This window comes from Corallococcus silvisoli (genome assembly GCF_009909145.1).
Lineage (GTDB): Bacteria > Myxococcota > Myxococcia > Myxococcales > Myxococcaceae > Corallococcus > Corallococcus silvisoli.
In genome coordinates, this window is the sequence record NZ_JAAAPJ010000007.1 from 44,801 (window position 1) to 62,734 (window position 17,934).

Annotated in this window: 17 protein-coding genes; 9 read left to right on the forward strand and 8 right to left on the reverse strand. The window is 72.5% G+C overall.

From position 1 onward, the window contains the following. Nucleotide 1: 1 nt before the first annotated feature. Nucleotides 2-388 carry a serine/threonine protein kinase gene (locus tag GTY96_RS14515; protein ID WP_143903455.1) on the reverse strand — a complete coding sequence of 129 codons (387 nt, stop codon included), beginning with the start codon at nucleotides 386-388 and terminating at the stop codon, nucleotides 2-4. Nucleotides 389-655: 267 nt separating this feature from the next. Between GTY96_RS14515 and GTY96_RS14520 the strand changes: the two genes are divergently transcribed. Both GTY96_RS14520 and GTY96_RS14525 read left to right on the forward strand, forming a co-directional pair. Next, entirely contained in the window at nucleotides 656-2,155 is a 1,500-nt protein-coding gene (locus tag GTY96_RS14520; protein WP_161665039.1) for a HAMP domain-containing sensor histidine kinase, read from the forward strand. A 103-nt stretch (nucleotides 2,156-2,258) separates the two neighbouring features. Beyond that, nucleotides 2,259-2,870, forward strand: coding sequence for a tudor domain-containing protein (locus GTY96_RS14525; RefSeq protein ID WP_235685620.1), 612 nt, complete (start codon nucleotides 2,259-2,261; stop codon nucleotides 2,868-2,870). A gap of 6 nt (nucleotides 2,871-2,876) precedes the next feature. On the opposite strand, the gene GTY96_RS14530 is transcribed toward GTY96_RS14525, so the two are convergent. Together GTY96_RS14530 and GTY96_RS14535 are read right to left on the reverse strand one after the other, a co-directional pair. Next, nucleotides 2,877-3,242 (reverse strand): response regulator transcription factor, encoded by a 366-nt coding sequence (locus GTY96_RS14530; protein ID WP_161665040.1) that lies wholly within the window; start codon nucleotides 3,240-3,242, stop codon nucleotides 2,877-2,879. A 76-nt stretch (nucleotides 3,243-3,318) separates the two neighbouring features. After that, nucleotides 3,319-3,600: a helix-turn-helix domain-containing protein gene (locus GTY96_RS14535; protein WP_235685621.1), complete on the reverse strand. Its 282-nt coding sequence runs from the start codon at nucleotides 3,598-3,600 to the stop codon at nucleotides 3,319-3,321. A gap of 308 nt (nucleotides 3,601-3,908) precedes the next feature. On the opposite strand from GTY96_RS14535, the gene GTY96_RS37630 reads away from it, so the two are divergent. From GTY96_RS37630 to GTY96_RS14550, 3 genes are all read left to right on the forward strand, one after another. Beyond that, on the forward strand, nucleotides 3,909-5,897 hold the full coding sequence (locus GTY96_RS37630) for a GDSL-type esterase/lipase family protein (RefSeq protein WP_235685622.1): 1,989 nt from the start codon (nucleotides 3,909-3,911) through the stop codon (nucleotides 5,895-5,897). Beyond that, nucleotides 5,894-8,272, forward strand: coding sequence for a serine hydrolase domain-containing protein (locus GTY96_RS14545; RefSeq protein WP_201756085.1), 2,379 nt, complete (start codon nucleotides 5,894-5,896; stop codon nucleotides 8,270-8,272). The genes GTY96_RS37630 and GTY96_RS14545 overlap by 4 nt, the downstream gene beginning before the upstream one ends. Before the next feature lie 85 nt (nucleotides 8,273-8,357). Continuing rightward, nucleotides 8,358-9,242, forward strand: a complete 885-nt coding sequence (locus tag GTY96_RS14550; protein ID WP_161665041.1) for a zinc ribbon domain-containing protein — start codon at nucleotides 8,358-8,360, stop codon at nucleotides 9,240-9,242. 64 nt (nucleotides 9,243-9,306) lie between these two features. On the opposite strand, the gene GTY96_RS14555 is transcribed toward GTY96_RS14550, so the two are convergent. Beyond that, on the reverse strand, nucleotides 9,307-10,389 hold the full coding sequence (locus GTY96_RS14555) for a hypothetical protein (protein ID WP_161665042.1): 1,083 nt from the start codon (nucleotides 10,387-10,389) through the stop codon (nucleotides 9,307-9,309). A gap of 218 nt (nucleotides 10,390-10,607) precedes the next feature. After that, nucleotides 10,608-11,780: a TolB family protein gene (locus tag GTY96_RS14560; protein ID WP_161665043.1), complete on the reverse strand. Its 1,173-nt coding sequence runs from the start codon at nucleotides 11,778-11,780 to the stop codon at nucleotides 10,608-10,610. A gap of 347 nt (nucleotides 11,781-12,127) precedes the next feature. On the opposite strand from GTY96_RS14560, the gene GTY96_RS14565 reads away from it, so the two are divergent. From GTY96_RS14565 to GTY96_RS14575, 3 genes are all read left to right on the forward strand, one after another. After that, the gene (locus GTY96_RS14565; RefSeq protein ID WP_143903468.1) at nucleotides 12,128-12,949 is read left to right on the forward strand and encodes a hypothetical protein; all 822 of its coding nucleotides are present in this window, start codon (nucleotides 12,128-12,130) and stop codon (nucleotides 12,947-12,949) included. A 110-nt stretch (nucleotides 12,950-13,059) separates the two neighbouring features. Beyond that, nucleotides 13,060-13,416 (forward strand): hypothetical protein, encoded by a 357-nt coding sequence (locus GTY96_RS14570; RefSeq protein WP_161665044.1) that lies wholly within the window; start codon nucleotides 13,060-13,062, stop codon nucleotides 13,414-13,416. Nucleotides 13,417-13,456: 40 nt separating this feature from the next. Continuing rightward, nucleotides 13,457-13,708 carry a hypothetical protein gene (locus GTY96_RS14575; RefSeq protein WP_161665045.1) on the forward strand — a complete coding sequence of 84 codons (252 nt, stop codon included), beginning with the start codon at nucleotides 13,457-13,459 and terminating at the stop codon, nucleotides 13,706-13,708. A 19-nt stretch (nucleotides 13,709-13,727) separates the two neighbouring features. On the opposite strand, the gene GTY96_RS14580 is transcribed toward GTY96_RS14575, so the two are convergent. Continuing rightward, complete coding sequence (locus GTY96_RS14580) at nucleotides 13,728-14,384, reverse strand: metallophosphoesterase (protein WP_161665046.1); 657 nt, start codon at nucleotides 14,382-14,384, stop codon at nucleotides 13,728-13,730. An 85-nt stretch (nucleotides 14,385-14,469) separates the two neighbouring features. Next, nucleotides 14,470-15,417: a sigma-70 family RNA polymerase sigma factor gene (locus GTY96_RS14585; RefSeq protein ID WP_255442349.1), complete on the reverse strand. Its 948-nt coding sequence runs from the start codon at nucleotides 15,415-15,417 to the stop codon at nucleotides 14,470-14,472. 188 nt (nucleotides 15,418-15,605) lie between these two features. Here GTY96_RS14585 and alr point away from each other — a divergent pair, with 188 nt between their 5' ends. After that, complete coding sequence (gene alr / locus GTY96_RS14590) at nucleotides 15,606-16,841, forward strand: alanine racemase (RefSeq protein ID WP_143903476.1); 1,236 nt, start codon at nucleotides 15,606-15,608, stop codon at nucleotides 16,839-16,841. Here the strand turns inward: alr and GTY96_RS14595 are convergent. Further along, on the reverse strand, nucleotides 16,798-17,862 hold the full coding sequence (locus GTY96_RS14595) for a lysophospholipid acyltransferase family protein (protein WP_407926977.1): 1,065 nt from the start codon (nucleotides 17,860-17,862) through the stop codon (nucleotides 16,798-16,800). The genes alr and GTY96_RS14595 overlap by 44 nt on opposite strands. Nucleotides 17,863-17,934 lie beyond the last annotated feature (72 nt).

Genomic DNA, 17,934 nt, shown 5'->3' on the forward strand with positions numbered 1-17,934 from the left:
CCTAGTGCTTGAAGCCCTGGTGGCCGGCGGCCGGCTCGATGCCGTGGGCCATGACGAAGTGGTAGAGCACCTGGGGGTCCTCCTTCGGTCCGCCCATCAGCTCCACCAGGAAGTGGCCCTGCTGCGGATCCGCGTCGGGATCCGGCGAGACCGTGACCTCCGTGACCTCGCGGCCCACCATCACCATCTCTCCCACCAGCGACTTGCCCTTGATGAGCTGGAGGACGTGCTGGCGCTCCTCCTCCATCAGCATCCAGTGGAAGTCGTCGTGGTCGAACAGCGTCATGTCGGCGGAGCCGCACCGCAGGATGCAGTTGGTGTGCTCCTGGAGCCAGCGCCAGAAGGCGTCGAAGTTCAGGGTGCGGGCCGGTGGTGAGAGCAGATCCATCGGGTGACCTCTTCAAGCAGGGCGGACGCCCGGGTGCCAGGAAGCGCATCGGGCCGCGTGTGCGTGCTGCCTAGCATGGCCGGGCCCTGGGGGGCCGGCTCCTTTTCAAGGCAGGGTCTGACGGCCATGGGGAGGCGAATCCACGATATCGGACGCTTGTTGCTTTCCTCAGGAACAGGGCGGCGTTCGCGGCAGTTGGCGCCGCCTGGAGGGAGGATGCACGAACATGACGACGGACGCCGCCCGCGGCCCCGCCCGAGAAGTGCCATGAGCCTGCGCGCCTTCTTCTCCACGGTGGTGGGGGGGCTGGTCCTGCTCACCGTGGTGTCCGCCACCCTGCTCGTGGTGCTGACGACCGTGCTGGAGCGCATGGCCGCCACGCTGAGTGAATCGGTGGACGGGGTGCGGCAGGCGGAGGAGCTGGAGGTGGACCTGCTCGTCCACTCGCGCCTGCTGATGTCGCCGGGCAGCCCCATGCTGGCGGACCCGTCCCGTGGCCGCACGCCGCCCCAAATCGAGGATGACCTGCACCGCCAGATGGAGGACCTGCGCGCCACCGCCAGCCCGGGCGAGGAGAACCAGGTGCTCGATGAGGTGCAGGAGCAGGTGAACGCCTACTTGAGCGCGCAGCGGAAGGTGGCGGACGACCCGGACCAGGTCCAGCCGGAGCAGCAGGCGCGGGTGCTGGGGGCGCTGAACCAGGCGCTGCGTTCGCTGGAGCAGCTCATCCAGATCAACGTGGATCAGGCGCAGGAGGCCCGGCAGCACGCGGCGCACTGGAACGAGACGGCCAACCTGCTGGGGGTGGTGCTGGGCCTGCTGCTGGTGGCGACGCTGGGGATGGTGGTCTTCTGGCTGCGGCGCTTCGCGCTGCGCCCGGTGGCGGAGCTCCAGCACGCGATGCGCGCCTTCGGCACGGGCCGCAACAAGGACTCGCGGGCGCCGGAGGAGGGCCCGTCGGAGATCCGCGACATGGCCCACACCTTCAACGAGATGGCGGAGAGCCTGGCGCACCAGCAGGAGCAGCAGCTTGCGTTCCTGGCCGGGGTGGCGCACGACCTGCGCAACCCCCTGTCCGCGCTGAAGCTGTCCACGGCGTTGACGGGCCGCGCGGAGGTGACGCCGGAGCGGATGCAGCGCACGTTGGAGCTGGTGCGCCGGCAGGTGGCCCGCCTGGACCGGATGGTGGGGGACCTGCTGGACGCCACGCGCATCGAGGCGGGCAAGCTGGAGCTTCAGCCGGAGGTGCGCGACACGCGGGAGCTGGCGCGCTCCGTGGTGGAGCTGTACCAGTCCAGCGACTCCGGGCACACGCTGGACCTGGTGGTGCCGGACACCGCGGTGCTGGTGCGGGCGGATCCCGCCCGGCTGGAGCAGGTGCTGACCAACCTGGTGAGCAACGCGCTCAAGTACTCGCCCGCGGGCAGCCGGGTGGAGGTGTCCGTGAAGGGCGATGCGCGGTCCGCGGTGCTGACCGTGGCGGACCAGGGCATCGGCATGTCGGCGGAGGAGCTCAAGGGGCTCTTCGTCCCGTTCCAGCGCGCGGGCAACGCCCGGCAGCGCGCCCCCGGGGTGGGGCTGGGGCTGTCGGTGTCGCGGCGAATCATCGAAGCGCACGGCGGCTACATCGACGTGGAGAGCTGGCCCGGCCGGGGCTCCGTGTTCCGCGTCCACCTGGCCCGGGTGATTTCCAGCGGGCCGGAGCAGCCCTCCGCGACCGACGCGGAGGACGACCCCGCCAACGGGGACCCTGGCGCCGTGCACTGAGGGCGGAGCCAACCGTTGCCTTGAGCGCGGCCGGGTGACGGGAAGGGATGCGCCCGGGCGGAGCAGGGCGTAGCTTCCGGCACCCATGTCAGGAACCGTCTGGATGATGAAGCGTTCGTGCCGGGCCATGCCGCTCGCCGCCCTGTTGGTGTTGGGAGGGTGCGTGGGGCGCACGCAGTCCGCGCCCCCCGTGTCCGCCGAGGAGCCCGTGCAGGCGGCGCCGCCCGCTGTCATCCAGTCCACGGAAGGGGGCTTCAGCGTGGCGTTCCCCGGCCCCGTCACCGAGGAGCGGCGCGTGCAGCCCACCGACGTGGGCGAGGTGACGCTGCACACGTTCATCTCCGCGCGGACGCAGGAGGACACCGCCTACTACGTCTCCTACACGGACTTCCCGCCCGCGGCCGTGGCCCAGGTGAGCCCGCGCGACGTGGTGGACCGCGCCAGCCAGGGCGCGCTGGAGGCCCTGGGCGCGACGGGCGTCACCGCGAAGCCGCTGGAGATGGAGGGAGGCTTCCCGGGCCAGGAGGTGGGCGGCGTGTCCGGCCCGCGCCGCCTGCGGGGCCGCTTCTTCATGGTGGGGCCGCGCCTGTACCAGCAGCTGTTGCTGCACCCGGAGGGGCGTCCGCCGAAGGACGCGGATCGCTTCTTCGATTCGTTCCGCCTGGACCCGGGCGTGGCGGGGCGGCTGGGCGCGCGGACTCCGCCGGGCACCTGAGCCCGGTCAGTGCACGGCGCGCGCGTACCGGCGCACGCTGGCGACGAGCGCCTCGCGGTCGAAGGGCTTGGAGAGCACCCCGCGGATGGCGGGGTGTTTCTCATCGCGGGAGCTGATGGCCACGACGGGCACGTCCGCGAACCGGGGCAGGTGGTGCAGGGCGTCCAGCAACCTCCAGTTGTCCCTGCGCGGCGTCCACATGTCCAGGAGCACCAGCGCCGGGGCCGGATGGGCTTCCAGCCACGCGAACGCCTCGTCACCGGATGCGGTGGCGGCGACGGTGAACCCCTCGGCGAGGAGGATCTCCACGAGCGCGTCGCGCAGGTCGCTGTCGTCCTCGACGATGAGAAGGGGGGGCGGCGCGCGGCTCATGAGGGCCGACGCATAGGTCAGACGTGCGCGGGGGGACAGGGAACATCTGCCGGGTGCGACCGGCAGGGCGCGCGGCTCAGGGCTCGTCGAACATGGCCTGGAGCACGCGCCACGCGAGCTTCACCTCCGAGCCGCTGCGGCACGCGAGGTAGTCGCAGATCTCCGCCACGCCGTCGCTGCGCTCCATGTCGAAGGAGTGGAAGAGCGTCTTGAGCGACACGTCCAGTCCCACGGACAGCTTGCCGAGCGTGTCGAGCGACGGCGAGAAGGCGCCTCGTTCGATGCGGCGGATGGCATCCACCGACAGGTCACTGCGTTCAGCGAGGGCCTCTTGCGTCAGTTCACGGCTGTTGCGCATGCCGCGGACGTGGTCGCCGAATCGCCGGTGGAGCTTCGTCCACGTTGTGAGCCTGTTCTTCCCCATAGATGGCGGCGGATAATTTGGGGGCGCCCCGCGCCATGTGAAGGGAGCATGTTCGCGGCCGGACCCTGCATTTGCGCTGGGCGGAGGAAAGCGGTTCTTCCCGGCACGGCTCCAGGGCTGGAGCGTGCGGTGCTGGACGGATGGGCTGTTCGGGAGGGAGCACCGGGGCGGCCCGCGGGGCGGCCGAGCATGTGGTGGGGAACATGCGCGGGCCCGGGGTTTCGTCTACGCTCGGCGGCCACATGACGGTTCCCGATGTCTCGCGGGGGCTCCGGCGCGCGTGGTTGCTCGCTGTCCTGGCGGGTGCCCTGCTCCCCGGGTGCGAGCCCCGCACACCCCCTCACCGGTTCCCCCTCACGCCGACCTCGGAGCAGTCCGCCTCGCCGGACGCCGCTCGCAAGGAATCGTCCGCGCGGCCCGGCTCCGTGGAGGAGCAAGCTTCCGCGCGGCCCGGCTCCGTGGACGAGCAGGACTCCACGAGGCCCAGCACCGTGGGTGGGCAGGACTCCGCGCAGTCTGGCTCCGTGGAGGAGCAAGCTTCCGCGCGGCTCGGCTCCGCGGAGAAACAGGACTCCGCGCGGTCTGGCTCCGTGGAGGAGCAAGCTTCCGCGCGGCTCGGCTCCGCGGAGAAACAGGACTCCGCGCGGTCCGGCTCCGCGGAGAAGCCAGACGCCGTGCGGCCCGGCTCCGTGGACGAGCAGGCCTCCGGGAGGACCGGCCCCGTGGAGGATCAGGCCTCCGCGCTGTCCCCGGTCGAGGAGGCCGCGACGTCCGAAGCCTCTCGTGGCGAGGCGGATGCGGGACCGGGTGCACGCGCGACGACGGGGGAGGCCGTGGCGGGCGCACGCGGGGTAACGGGGGCTGCTTCACAGGCCGGGGCCCCCGGGCCCGGCGGCGCGAACCCGAAGCCCCGGCGCTCCGCGTTCCGTGCCCTTCCGCCCACCACCGCGCGTGCGCAGCGCCTGCGCGCGTTGGCCACGCGCCTCGGTGCGACCGGCGCGGCGGTGGAGGCGCCATGCCTGGAGTCCTCGGACACTGGCTGCGCTCGCGTCGCGCTGACGCCGTTCTTCATGTCGCTGGACGGGCTGCGGGAAGGCACGACGCAGACCCCCACGGTCATCGCCGCGTTCGGCAACTCGCTCATCGCGGGCGACCGCATCGTGGACATCGTGCGTGATGAGCTGGTGGCCGCCTTTGGTGGCGCGGGCCGGGGCGTGCTGTTGGTGGACCGCATGGCGCCCTACGGCGGAAGGACGCGCACGGCCGCCGTGAGCGATGGCTGGGAGCCGCGCACCCTGGGCGAGCTGCACGCGCCGCCGCACCCGTTCGGCATCACCGGCGTGTACCACGTGGCCACCGAGAGGCGCGCGCGGGGCCGCTTCAAGCTGGACGGAGAGCCGCGCGGAACCCTGTGGTGGAAGGACGTTGCGGGCGCGGGCCGCCTCGCCGTGTCGGTGGACGGCACGGTGCTCACGCGCACGGAGCCCCAGGGGGACGGCGCCAGCCGCACCACGTCCTTCGACCTGCCCCCGGGCGCGAAGTGGCTGGACGTCACGGCGGAGGGCGAGGGCGCCATCGTCCAGGGCGTGGTGCTCCAGAAGGACGCGCCCGGCGTCGTGCTGGACATGCTCGGCGTGCCGTCCTCGGACGCCACGCTGTACGCGCGGCTGGAGGAGGACGCGCTGAAGGCGCAGCTCCAGCAGCGGGACCCGAAGCTGCTGCTCTTCTTCCTGGGCGGCAATGAGTCCAAGCGCCTGGAGTGGAAGCGCACGGACCTGCCCACCGTGCGCAAGGACCTGACCACGCTGTTGCGCCGCACCCATGCCGCCGCGCCCGGGAGCGCGTGCCTGGTGGTGGGCCCCATGGACGCGGTGCAGGACTCGCACGAGAAGGGAAAGCCCCTGTCGCAGCGGCCGTTCCTGGAGGCGGCCATCACCGCCGAGCGCGAGGTGGCGCTCGCCGAGGGCTGCGGCTTCTTCAACCTGTACGCAGCGATGGGCGGCGCGGGTTCGCTCGCGCGCTTTGAGCAAGCGGGGTTCATGCACGAGGACCTGGTGCATCCGCGTGGCCAGGGCCTGGACCTGCTGGGCCAATTGGTCGCGGACGCGCTGATGGCTGCGTGGGCGAACGAGGGCGCGACGCCCGCGCCAGCGCTCACGTCCTCGCGAGCGGCGCCCCCGGCGCGTCCCGCGGGTCATGGAAATGGTCGGAGCGCGGAGGTCGTGCCATGAAGCGGAGCCTGGTCGCGCTGTGGCTGTTCGTGGTCGCGGGGCCCGCGCTCGCCGTCCCGCCGGCACCCGCGCCTGCCGCGTCCACGCCGGCACCCGCGCCTGCCGCGTCCACGCCGGTGCCCGCTGCGTCCACGCCGGTGCCCGCTGGGTCCACGCCGGCGCCCGCTGGGTCTACTCCGGCGCCCGGCTCGAAGGCAGCGCCGCCCGCGCGGGAGCCCAGCGCGAAGGCCGTCGCACCCGAGTCCGACGCGAAGCCCAGCGCGGAGTTCCCGCCGGAGGTGCAGCGCGCGTTGGATGCGCTGGTGCGCGCGGACCTGAAGCAGGGCCCCACGGCGGGCCTGTCCGTGGGCGTGATGCGTGGCGGCCAGCGGTGGATGAACGGCTATGGCTACCGCGACCTGGCGAAGAAGCTGCCGGCCACGGTGCGCACCACGTACCGCATGGCCTCCATCACCAAGTCCTTCACGGCTGTGGCGGTGTTGCAGCTGGCGCAGGAGGGCAAGCTGGACCTGGACGCGGACATCCACACGCTGGTGCCCGAGTACCCGGTGAAGCAGTGGCCGGTGACGGTGCGGCAGCTGCTGGGCCACCTGGGCGGGGTGCCCACCTACGACAGCCCGAGCGCTGGCAAGAACACGAAGCCGGTGACGACGAAGGAGGCCATCGGCCTGTTCGCGGACCGCCCGCTCATGTCCGAGCCGGGCACGCGCTACCTGTATACGACGTGGGGCTTCAACCTGCTGGGCGCGGCGGTGGAGACGGCGTCCGGCCAGTCCTACCGCGAGTACCTGCGCGACCACGTCTTCGGGCCCGCGAACATGAGCCACGCGGACCTGGACGAGCTGAGCACGCGCGACGCGCAGCAGGCGGTGGGCTACCGCGTGGCCGGCAGCGCGCTGAAGCCGTCGCGCTTCCTGGACGTGACCAGCCGCTTTGGCGGCGGCGGCACGCGCGCGACGGTGGAGGACCTGCTGGGCTTCGCGCGCGCCGTGCTGGACCACACGCTGGTGACGCGCGAGACGATGGGCCGCATGCAGGCGACGATGGTGACGCGCGACGGCCGCATCACCGACTACGGCATGGGCTTCGCCACCTATCCGCTCCGGGGCCACTACATCGTCGCGCACGCGGGCGGACAGCCCGAGACGACGACGCTGCTGGTGCTGCTGCCCGCGGAGGACACCGCCATCGCGCTGGCCACCAACGTGGAGGACGAGGGGAAGCGGCTGCGCCGGCTGTCCATCCGGTTGATGGAGATCGTCCTGGACGAGGGCGCGCCGGGCCGAGGCGCCCACCTCACCGACCCCGTGGACGCGGTGGAGTACGAGGGCATGGGGCGGCTCGCGAGCTACGGGCTCGCGTACCACGACTGGGCCACGCGCGGCCCGGGGACGCTGCCGCCGGAGCCGGACCTGGCGGGTGCGTTCGCGAAGGTGTCCTCGCTCTTCGACCGCGCCATCATCGCCAGGGACCCGCGCGGCGCGATGGAGCGGATCCGCGGCGCGCACGAGCCCCGGGGCGAATCGCTCTTCATCCGGGTGGGCGCGCACATGGCGGCCACGGTGGAGCGGGCGCTGGGCGCGGAGCGGCTGCGCGCGTACCGGACGCAGGGCGCGGCGGCCTTCTTCGCGGACTACCTGGCCGCGTGCGAGTCCCTGAAGTGCCCGGACGCGGAGCGCTTCAGCGCGTCCGTGCGCGGCGACGTGGCCCGCTTCGTCGCGGGGTGGAAGCGCGCGGAGGTGCCGGCGCTGCGGCGCTCCCGGCTGGAGGCCACGAAGGATCCCGAGCGGCTGTGGCCCGCGCTGAAGGAGGCGGCCGTGCGCGCGCCCGCGGTGCGGCCGGACTACACGGATGAGCTGGTGACGCTGGCGGACCGGGCGAAGCGCAAGCCGGTGGACCGGATGCGCTGGCTGGAGCGCGCGACGGAGCTCCAGCCGGAGTCCATGGACGCGCACCTGGCGCAGGCGGTGGGGCTGCTGGAGGAGGACCGGGAGGCGGAGGCCATCCCGCACGTTCGCGAGGCCTTCGAGACGCCAGAGGGGTCGCTGGTGCTGTCGCCCGCGGGCTTCCTGAAGCGGCTCGTGGACATGCGCTCGCCCAAGGTGGCGAGGGGCCTCTTGCGAGCCGCCGTGACGGTGCACCCGGACGCGCCGGAGCTGTGGGAGGCGCTGGCGAAGCGCGAGCGGGCCTTGGGGGACGCGGGCGCGGCGAAGGCGGCGCTGGCGCAGGCGAAGCGGGCTCGGCAGGCGAGGGCGGCGCAGGAGGCTCGGGCGCCGCGTCCGCCCGGCGGCGCGTCCGCGCAGGACAAGGCCCCCAGCGGAGCCCCGTTCCCGACCGTGCCGGTGGTGGACCCGGAGTCCTCGCAGGAGCCGTAAGCCTGGCGCGCCGCCTCGCGCCCGCCGGGGGGCCCGCGAAGGCTTCGTGCGTGACGCGGCCAGGGCCGTGCGAGGATGCGCGGTGATGAAGCCTACCTGTCCCTCCTGTCGTGCCCCCTTCGCTCCTGGCGCGGAGACGTGCCGTGCGTGTGGTGCGCCGTTGCTGTTGACCGCGGACGCGGGTGGCGCCGAGCCCGTCTGCGCCGTACACCCTCAGTGGCGGAGCGTGGCGACGTGCCCCCGGTGTGGTGTGTTCGCGTGCGCCCGCTGCCTGCGCGCGGGCCGGGAGGGCGCGATCTGCGCCACCTGCCTCGAGCGTGAGCCCCTGGGGCAGGTGCCGTGGGACCAGCGCGAGGAGCTGGGGACGCTCAAGGCGTTCTGGAAGACGTGCTTCGGCATGTTGATGCGGCCCACGGAGACGCTCCGGGGCCTCAACCCGGATGCGCCGGTGAGCAGCTCCCTGGGCTTCGTGCTGCTGTCGGCGATCGCCGGCTTCCTGTCCACGGGCCTCGTCTACACGGTGTTCATTGGCCTCATCCTGGGGCTGGTCCCCGCGAAGGATGCGAGCGCGGAGGATCTGGAGTCGATGAAGCCGTGGTTGACGGCGGGCATGGCGCTCTGGACGGTGCTGATGCCCTTTTTCAGCACGGGCATGACGCTGGTGAACGCGGGCCTGGACCACCTCATCCTCCGCATGGGCGGCGTGGAGCGAGGCTTCTCGGTGACGATGCGCGCGCACGCGCTCTCCCAGTCGCCGTACATCGTCGGCGTGATTCCCTTCGTCGCGCTGTACGCCGCGCCCTTCTGGGCGGCGGGTCTGCGCGCGGTGACGTACCGCGCGCTGCACAAGACCTCCTGGGGCACGGCGATCGCGGGCGCGTTCCTGGCGCCGGTGCTCTCCTGCTGCGTCTGTGGCGGCGGCTACGCGGTCATCATGTTCGCGACGCTCAAGAGCGCGGGACAGTTCTGAGCGTCACCCCGGGGCCGGGGCCCGCGCGCGGCGGGGCTTCCAGCGCGGGAGCCTGGGGCGCGGCCTACGGCTGCCCGGAGGTGGCGGTGGCGCTGCGTGGCACCCGCGAGCCGGGCTGGGGCCAGAAGCGCGCGTCCCGGAAGCCGTCGAACGACGCGGCCAGGTGCCGGGAGCCCAGGTCGTAGACGCGCGCCTGCGTCGTCCCCGCGAGCAGCAGCAGGTCTCCGCGCGCCGTCACGTACACGGGGCTTCGGGCGGGGAGGGCCAGCCCCTCCGGTTCGGCGAGGTGGCCGTCCTCCACCTCCCAGCGCACCGGCATCATCAGGGAGGTCTGTTCGCCCGCGGTCTGCCACGCGTAGATCGGCTCGCCCCGGGACTCCACGCGGGCCCAGCCGCCGAACACGTCATGGCCCCGGTGGGGCACCACCGCGTCGAGCCGAGCGGCCTCCTGGCTCCCCTCGTCCAGCGCCTGGACGCTCAGCGCGTCCGGGTCCCCGGCCACGGTGGAGGACACCAGCATCCCCGTCGTGGTGAGCGCGAACACGGCGTCCGCGTCACCGCGCGTGGCCACCGTCTCGATGCGCTTCCACGCCCCGCTCTCCAGGCGGTACGCATGCGCGAGCCCCGCGCCCTCCTCCGTCTCCGGGATGGGGATGCGCCGACCCTCGAAGAGGAAGTAGTCCTTCGCGCCGTCGTCCCTCCGCACCAGCTCGCCGGTGTGCGCGGTCAGCGCCACCAGCCGCCCCGCCGAGTCGAAGCCCACCGCGCCCGTCAGGCCCTCCTCGGGCAACAGCTGCGCCGACGCCTGTCCCGCCGTCAGGTCCACCATCCACACCCGCCCGGGCCCCCGCGCGCTGCCGCCCGGGTCGCGCACGGCCGCGTGCAGGCCATCCGCGCTCCACGCCAGCTGGAGCCCGTCACATGGCGCATCCACCATCACCAGCGCCCTGCGTCTTCCGTCCGACTCCAGGCGCGACCACGTACAGCCCGACGGCGCCGCGTCCTGCAACACGGACAGCGAGAACGGAGCCACCTTCACCAGGGCCACGGCGGGCGCGGCGGAAGGCGCGGCCGGGGAAGCCTCCGGGGGCTTCTGGCAGGCACTCGCGAGGAGCACCGCGCTGACGAGGCATGAGGTGCGGACCATGTTGTGACCCTCCCGGAAAAAGATGACCTCCACGGAATATGACAGAGCCTCGGGTGCGTGCGGAAGACACCGTGAGCCCACAGGGTGACGGGGTTCTCGCGTCGTGCGGAGGGGGCGCGTCCTTTGGAGGCCCGGGGGAGAGGGGATGCCTGGGGTTGGCCGACGGAGGCGGACCCGGACATGGAAGTGATTGTCATTGGGATGGGATTGGGCGGCGTTCAGCGCAGCCAACCCAGGTAGCGCGCGTTCCCAGGTCCCGGCCAGGGCTGCGCTTTCGCCAGCGCGACGCTTCGCGCGAGGAGTTGCTCCCGCGGGAGTTCGCTCTCCAGGTCCTCCCGCCGCACCAGGTGGAGGCGCTGGAGCCACCCCTCGCCGCAGAAGCCCGCCTGTGTGTCGTCCCGTCCGGCGAGGATGCTCACGAGGGCCTGGGTGTCGTCCGGCGAGAAGGCCAGCACCGTGAACGCGGTGGCGTCCTGACGCACGGGTTGACGCGCGCGCGTCCCAGGCTCCCAGCGGGAGAGCCGCTGGGGTGGAGGCGTCACGCCCGCGCACTCCGTCGTCGCGCGTTCGGGTGTCACCTCCGTGAAGAGCCCCCCGGGATGCTGGTGGTACCAGGTGAACCGTCCGGAGGACTCCAGGGTGTGCTCGATGGTGAAGGCTTCATCCAGCTTCAGCAGGGCCGCCCTCCTTCCCGCAGAGGAGGTGGCGGCGACGAAGGCGCGGACGCCGTCGGGTGAGACCGAGGGCCCCTCGGACGGTCGGGCTCGCACCTTGCCCGTGGACACCTCCAGGACGCACAGGCGTTGCTCCCCCGAGGCGCCGCACCGGCTGGCGAACGCGATTTCGTTCCGCGACGAGGACCATGCCAGCAATTGGGCCTCTCCCACCTGGGGGCTCAACGGGAAGTCCGCGACCTGGGCCTGGGCGGACGCGACGTCCACGAGGTGGAGACTCAGGGCCGCGCAGCCAGGGCCGGGAGTCTCCAGGACATAGGCCAGACGTGTCCCATCCGGGGACCAGATGAACGTCCCCGCCCGGAGCCCGGTTGGCGGCGGTGGGCGGTCGCGCAGGTCCACGAGCTTGCGCCGGCCCGTGCCGTCGGCGTTGACCACGAACAGGACGTTCCAAGGCTGCGCGGGCGCGAGATCGTCCTGCCGCTCCGCGTAGGCCACGCGGGTGCCATCCGGCGAGATGCTGGCTCCGTTGAGGGCGCCTGCCACCTGGGGGCGGTTCCATGCCGCCACCCTGCCGCTGTCCGTGAGCGCGACGTGCCGCTGCCCGTCGAGGGATTGGAGCCACAGGTCACGCCGCGAACCGGGGCGCTCCTGCCGGAGGTACAGCAACCCGCGCCAGCTGGTCGTGAGGCGTTCGGAGGACTTCGTCCGCGCCATGCGCCCCTCTCGGGAGCAGCCCGACATCGCGAGCGCTCCCATCCACCCAAGGAACGCACGCCGTCCCGCCAACACGCGCGGCGAGGTTTGAAGGGATGCGGGGAGAAGCCTCACGCCAGGAAGCATAGCAACCGCGCCCCGCACCCCGGTGTCCCCCAGCGCATCCGGCGGCCATGAGAGGAATCTTCAATCCCTATTTAAATTGCCTTAATGCGTTAAACGTCAATTTCGTGAAAAGCGAGAACTTCACTTGACGTATGAGTGCCTTTGGCCGTATCCAGAACAGACAACCCTCCCGCCTTCCCTGGCGCTTGGCGTGTCTTCGCCAGCGTCTCCAGAGGTGTCGCATGGTGACTGTCGAGCTGGATATCTTCTCGGGGCGTCCCAATCCGCGGTGGGCGTTGACGGAGCGGGAGGCACGGCAGTTGACCGAACGCATCCGCGCGGACCCCGGGCTGTTGTTGCCATTGGGTGCTGACACGGGGGGTCTGGGTTACAGGGGCTTCATCGTCCGCGCCGAGGACACCGGCATGGCGGACGACTGGAAGCGTCTGGGATTGCCGCCGGTGGTGCGCCTGGGCGGCGCGTTCCAGCCGGAGGCCGCGGAGAGCTCGCGCTTCCTCCTGCACTCCGCGGAGAGCGCGCGGCTGGACCTGCGCGACCCGGGCCCGGTGCTGGCGGAGGCCGAGTCCGTCATCCTCCAGTCCCTGGACGTGCAGGGCGTGATGACCCTCTGCAGCCCGGCGGCGCTGACCAGCGACACGGACTTCAGCTTCTGGAACGGCGCGGCGAACCTCGCCTACAACAACTGCTACAACTTCGCGAGCAACCTGCGCACCAACACCTTCGCGCAGCCGGGCCGCGCGTCCGGGTCCATGTACACCAGCATCGACTGCGCGGCGGTGGGCGGCGGGGCGGTGCGCGACGGGTGGCTGACGACGTGCCGGGCGGATGCCAATTACAATGTCTGTCTGGTCATCTGGCCGAACTATGACTACCACTGGTATCGCTACTGCGCGAACAGCCACTGGTGCCACAAGCCGGGCCAGACGGCGGCGCGCAACTACGACAACTCCAACCAGCTCATCCTCAACCCGGAGACGTGCAACCGGGGCGGCTACACGGTGTTCTGCGGTTACTACCGCGGCTACAACGTGACGGTGTCGTGAAGCGGGCATCGCGAGGCGCGTGGCTGGCGGCGGGCCTGGGACTCCTGGGAGGCTGGGCGTGCGCGACGGGCGGCGCTCCGTCCGACCCGCCGGTGGCGGAGGAGCGGTCCATGGCTTCAGCGGCACGGGCGAGCGTGGATGTCTTCAGCGGCCGCGAACCGCCCAACTGGGCGCTGTCCGCGGACGAGTCGCGCGCCCTGCGGGAGGCGGTGGACGCCCTGCCCGCGGGGACGCGGCCCCTTCCTGACGTGGGCCTGGGCTATCGGGGCTTCACGGTGACGTGGGCGGACGGCGCGAAGGCGACGGTGTACCGCGACGTCGTGGAGCTCGCGGTGGGGGGCCGCACGCAGCTGCGTGAGGACGCGTCGCGGGCGGTGGAGGAGCGGTTGTTGTTGGGGTCCAAGGCTCACCTGGACCCGGAGCTGTTCACGGTGGTGGCGTCACAGGTGCAGGCAGCGCAACCCTGAAGCCCGCGAGGGCGGGACTCTTCAAGCGAAGGAGCGTGTCATGTCGGGAGACTCGAACCGCCGGAACTTCCTCAAGGCAATGGGTTTGACCGCCGTCGCGTCCGTGGTGCCCGTGAGCCTGGGCGCCGCAGGCGTGGCGGTGGCGACCCCGGCTGCGTCCGGTGGCTCGGGCGCGCTGGAGCTGTGGCTGCTGGACACTGGCGCGGGCGCGCTGGACGCGGGCCTCTACGGCTCCGCGCGCCAGGGCCTGGTCACGTCCATCCAGGAGCGCGGCCAGTCGCTGCCGTACTGAGCGGGGCGCGAGGCGCCGCTCACAGCGCCATGTACGCGCGGGCTGCCGGCACGGAGTAGAACTTCCCTTCCGGCAGCACGTACGCGGTGAGCTTGCCGCCGTAGACGCAGCCGGAGTCCAGGCCCACCGCGAAGGGATGCCTTTGCAGGCCGCGCATGGCGTCGTGGCCGAAGATGACCAGCTCGGGGCCCTTCCACAGGCTGCCCCAGGGCTCGCCTGCCTCCAGCCGCTTCGACGGCGTCCCATCCGCGGAGATGCTGCGCAGGTTGAGCAGGAACTCCTCCCGCTGCTCCGCCAGCGGCACCCCTGGCACCAGCCCCGCGTGCACCGCGAGCACCTTCAGGTCCGGGAAGTGCGCGTAGGCGGGCAGCGTCTCCAGATAGGCCCAGTCCTCCGCCGTCAGCGTGTCCATCACCTGCCGGTGCTCCGGCTTGAGCTTCTTGCCCTTGGCGGCCCGGCCCGCGTGCCAGCGCAGCACGTGCGCGTCGTGGTTGCCCTTCACCGCCAGGAAGCCGTGTTCGCGCGCGCGGCGCACCACGCCCGCCGAGTCCGGCCCCTTCGCCACCAGGTCGCCCACCAGCACCACCCGGTCCGCGGGCGTCCAGCCACACGCCTTCAGGAGCGCATCCAGCTCGCTGGAACAGCCGTGCACATCCCCGATGAAGAGCGTTCGCATCTCCCCACTCTTTAACGCACTGTCCGCGAATGCCCTGCCGGGATTCTCGGGCTCCTCGCGGGCGGACGGGGCCTCGCGCGCCGCGTTACTCGGAATGCGTGCGCAAAAGCCGGCTCAGGCTCACGTCCAACTGACTGGAGATGAGCCGCAGCACGCTGTCCAGCTGTGAGCGCGTCAGCCGCAGCCGCTCCGTCAGCCGCTGCCGCGTGCCCTCCAGCAGCTCCTCCTGCGCGCCCACCACCCACCGCGCCGCCGTGGAGCGGTGCACGCCGTAGAGCGCGCCCAGCTGGTCGATGCCCAGCCCGTCCAGGTACTTCAGCCGCAGGAAGTTGCGCTGCCGCGCGGACAGGGCCGCCAGCGCCGCCTGGAAGGACGCGGTGAACTCCGCGCGGTACGTCTGCTTGAGGTACGCCAGCTCCGGGTCATCCCCCGGCGCCACCAGCATGGACAGGTCGCCGTCCTCCGACTGGGCCTGCCCCGAGCGCTGCCGCTGCCAGTCCAGCGCCAGCCACAGCGCCGCCGCGCGCACCCAGCCCGCCAGCGGACCCGTGCCCGGGTACGCCGCCAGCCGCGCCGGGGCCTCCGCGCTGCCCACCAGCATCCGCTGCCGCAGCGCCTGACGGACCTCGTCCAGCCCGGCCGGCGGCAGCTTCAGGCGCGCCACCGCCGCGTCCACCTCCGGCATCAGCCGCTGCTCGAACGTCGCCAGCGCCGCGGGCAGCCCGTCCGCCGCCGCGCGCGCCAGGTAGACGTCCGTCATGTGCAGCCGCCCCCACGTCTCCTCGTTGCCGTCCGCGGGCACCAGCCGCGCCAGGTGCGCCGCGAAGCGCGGGCCCTCCAGCGCCACGCCGGGCCACGATTGACGCGCTGTCTCCAGGGCCGTGGCCAGCCGCTCCTGGAGGATGGAGAGGGCGCCTGCCGGCTCCGCTCCTCCTCGGGCGGTCATGAAGGCCTGGGCTAGGGGCAGATCCGGGGCGGCCACGAGGAAGGACACTAGCACCGGCCCCTGTCGCGCCGCCGTGTCACCCTTCACGTCGCGGCCGTGCTCCCACCTGTCAGGTGTCCCCCGGGATACGCTCCGGCCCGCGCGTGTCCACCCGCGCACGCCCCCCTGGCCGTGCGGGGCGCCCGGCCTCCACCTCGTCCGCCCGAGCGGCGAACGGCCCACTGTGGCTCTCCAGCCACGGCCGCCCATGGCCCACGCTTTGCTGGTAGAGGCGGATGGACGCAGGAAGGCGCGGAGGTGTGAACGTGGAGCAAGTCGGTGGCGGGCCTGGGGACGCGGTGCACTCCTCGTGGTTGGAGGTGAGCGCGTCCCACCTCCAGCACAACGTGGCGGCGTTCCGCGCGCTGGAGTCATCCGGCCCGGTGCCCCGGGCGCTGGGCGTGGTGCTCAAGGGCAACGCCTATGGCCACGGGCTCGCGCAGGTGCTGCCCCTGGTGCACGCGGGCGTGGACGTCCTCTACTTCATCGCGCCCCAGGACGCGCTCCAGGTGCGCGCGCACGAGGCGGCCCATGGGCTGCCGGCGCGGCAGGTGCTGGTGCTGGGCGCCGTGTCGCCGGAGGAGGCCGTCGTGCTGGCGCGCGAGGGCATCGACGTGGTGGTGGCGGACCGCTCCTGGGCGGACGCGGTGCCGGGCCTTCGCGCCGCGAGGCTCCCGCGCCCCCTGCGCGTGCACGTGCACGTGGACACGGGCCTGGGCCGCGAGGGCTTCACGTTGGATCAGCTGCCCAGGGAGACGGCGTTCCTCGCGGACGCGCCGGACGTGTTCGAGCCGGTGGGCGTGCTCAGCCACTTCGCCAACACGGAGGACGTGACGGAGCAGGGGTACGCGCTCGCGCAGCTGGACGCGTTCGAGACGGCGCTCAAGCACCTGGACGCGCAGCTGAAGCCCGCGAAGCCGCTGCAGCGCCACATCTCCGCGAGCGCCGCGGCGCTGGTGCTGCCCCGGGCGCGCTACGAGGCGGCGCGGGTGGGCATCTCGCTGTATGGCCTGTGGCCCTCTCCGGAGACGCGGCTGTCCGCGCGGCTGGTGCTGGGCGAGCTGCCGGTGCTCAAGCCGGTGCTGTCATGGCGGTGCCGGAGCCAGGTGGTGAAGTGGCTGCCCGCGGGGAGCTACGTGGGCTACGGCTGCACGTACCGCTGCCCGGAGCCCACGCGCCTCGCGGTGCTGCCGGTGGGCTACTACGACGGCTATCCGCGGCTCGCGTCCGGCAAGGCGCACGTGCTGGTGAACGGGCGGCGGTGCGCGGTGCTGGGCCGCGTGATGATGAACCACCTGATGGTGGACGTGACGCGCGCCGCGTCCGACGAGCGCCCGGTGACGGCCACGCTCCTGGGCCGCGACGGCGAGGAGTCCGTGTCCGCCGAGTCCCTGGCCGGCTGGGCCCAGACCCTCCACTACGAGCTGCTCACCCGCCTGGGCGCGCACCTGCGCCGCGTGGTGGTGGAGTAGCGCGCTCCTTCGGCGCCGGGCCCTCGGTGAGGCCGGGCGCCGGAGGCTGCACCTTCCAGCGGCGGTGCAGCCACAGCCACTGCTCCGGGTGCCGGCGGATGGCGCGCTCGAGCGCCGCCGTCACGCGCGCGGTGTGCTCGGTGATGGGGTCCGCGCACTCGCCGGGCGCGGGGGGGAGGATGGGGCCCTCCATCTCCAGCTTGAAGCGGGCGCCCGGGCCGGGCGGACGCACGCCCATCACCACGAACACCGGCACGCCCGTGCGCTCGGCGGCCACCGCCATCGCGGGCGTCGTGGAGGCGGGCCTGCCGAAGAAGGGCACGAACACCGCGGACTTCGCCGGCAGCGCCTGGTCCAGCAGCATGTACGCGGACTCGCCCCGGTTCACCGCGTCGGTGATCTCCTGGATGGCGCCCTTCGGGTAGATGAGCCCCGCGCCCGCGCCCAGCCGGTTCACCGCGATGCGCGTGTTCAGCGCGCCCTTCAGCGGACGCACCAGCGCGTTGAGCGGCACGCCCCAGCGGATCAGCATCTGGCCCACCAGCTCCCAGTTGCCGAAGTGCGCCGTCACCAGCAGCGCGCCCTTGCCCGTGGCCACGTGCGCCTTGAGCGCGGCCCACGCCTCCTCGCCTTCGATGCCCTGCTGGTCCCAGTCCGGCGTCATCCGGTCTCCGGACGGAAGGGACTCCACCACCACGCGCGCCATGGTGATGTACGCGCCGCGCGCGATGTCGCGGCGCTCCTGCTCGCTCTTCTCCGGCAGCGCGTGCGCCAGGTTGTCCAGCGCCACCCGGCGGCGGATGCCCAGCGTGTACGCCAGGTTGCCCACGAAGCGCGCCAGCGCGTCCCGCGCGCGGGGCGACATCGCCGTGAGCAGCGCCCAGACGCCGCGCGTCAGGAATGACACGAGGGGACCTGGCGGCGAACCGATGATGCGGCGCAGGTGCTCTGGCGGCTTCCTTCCCTCGGGAGGGGTGTTGGTTTGCGGTGGGGACGGATGCGAGGAGAGGGGGGCGGACACGGCGGCGCACTCCATCGCGAACACGACCTGACAGCAAGGCCACGCATCGCATGCGGGTCGCTACCTTGCCCG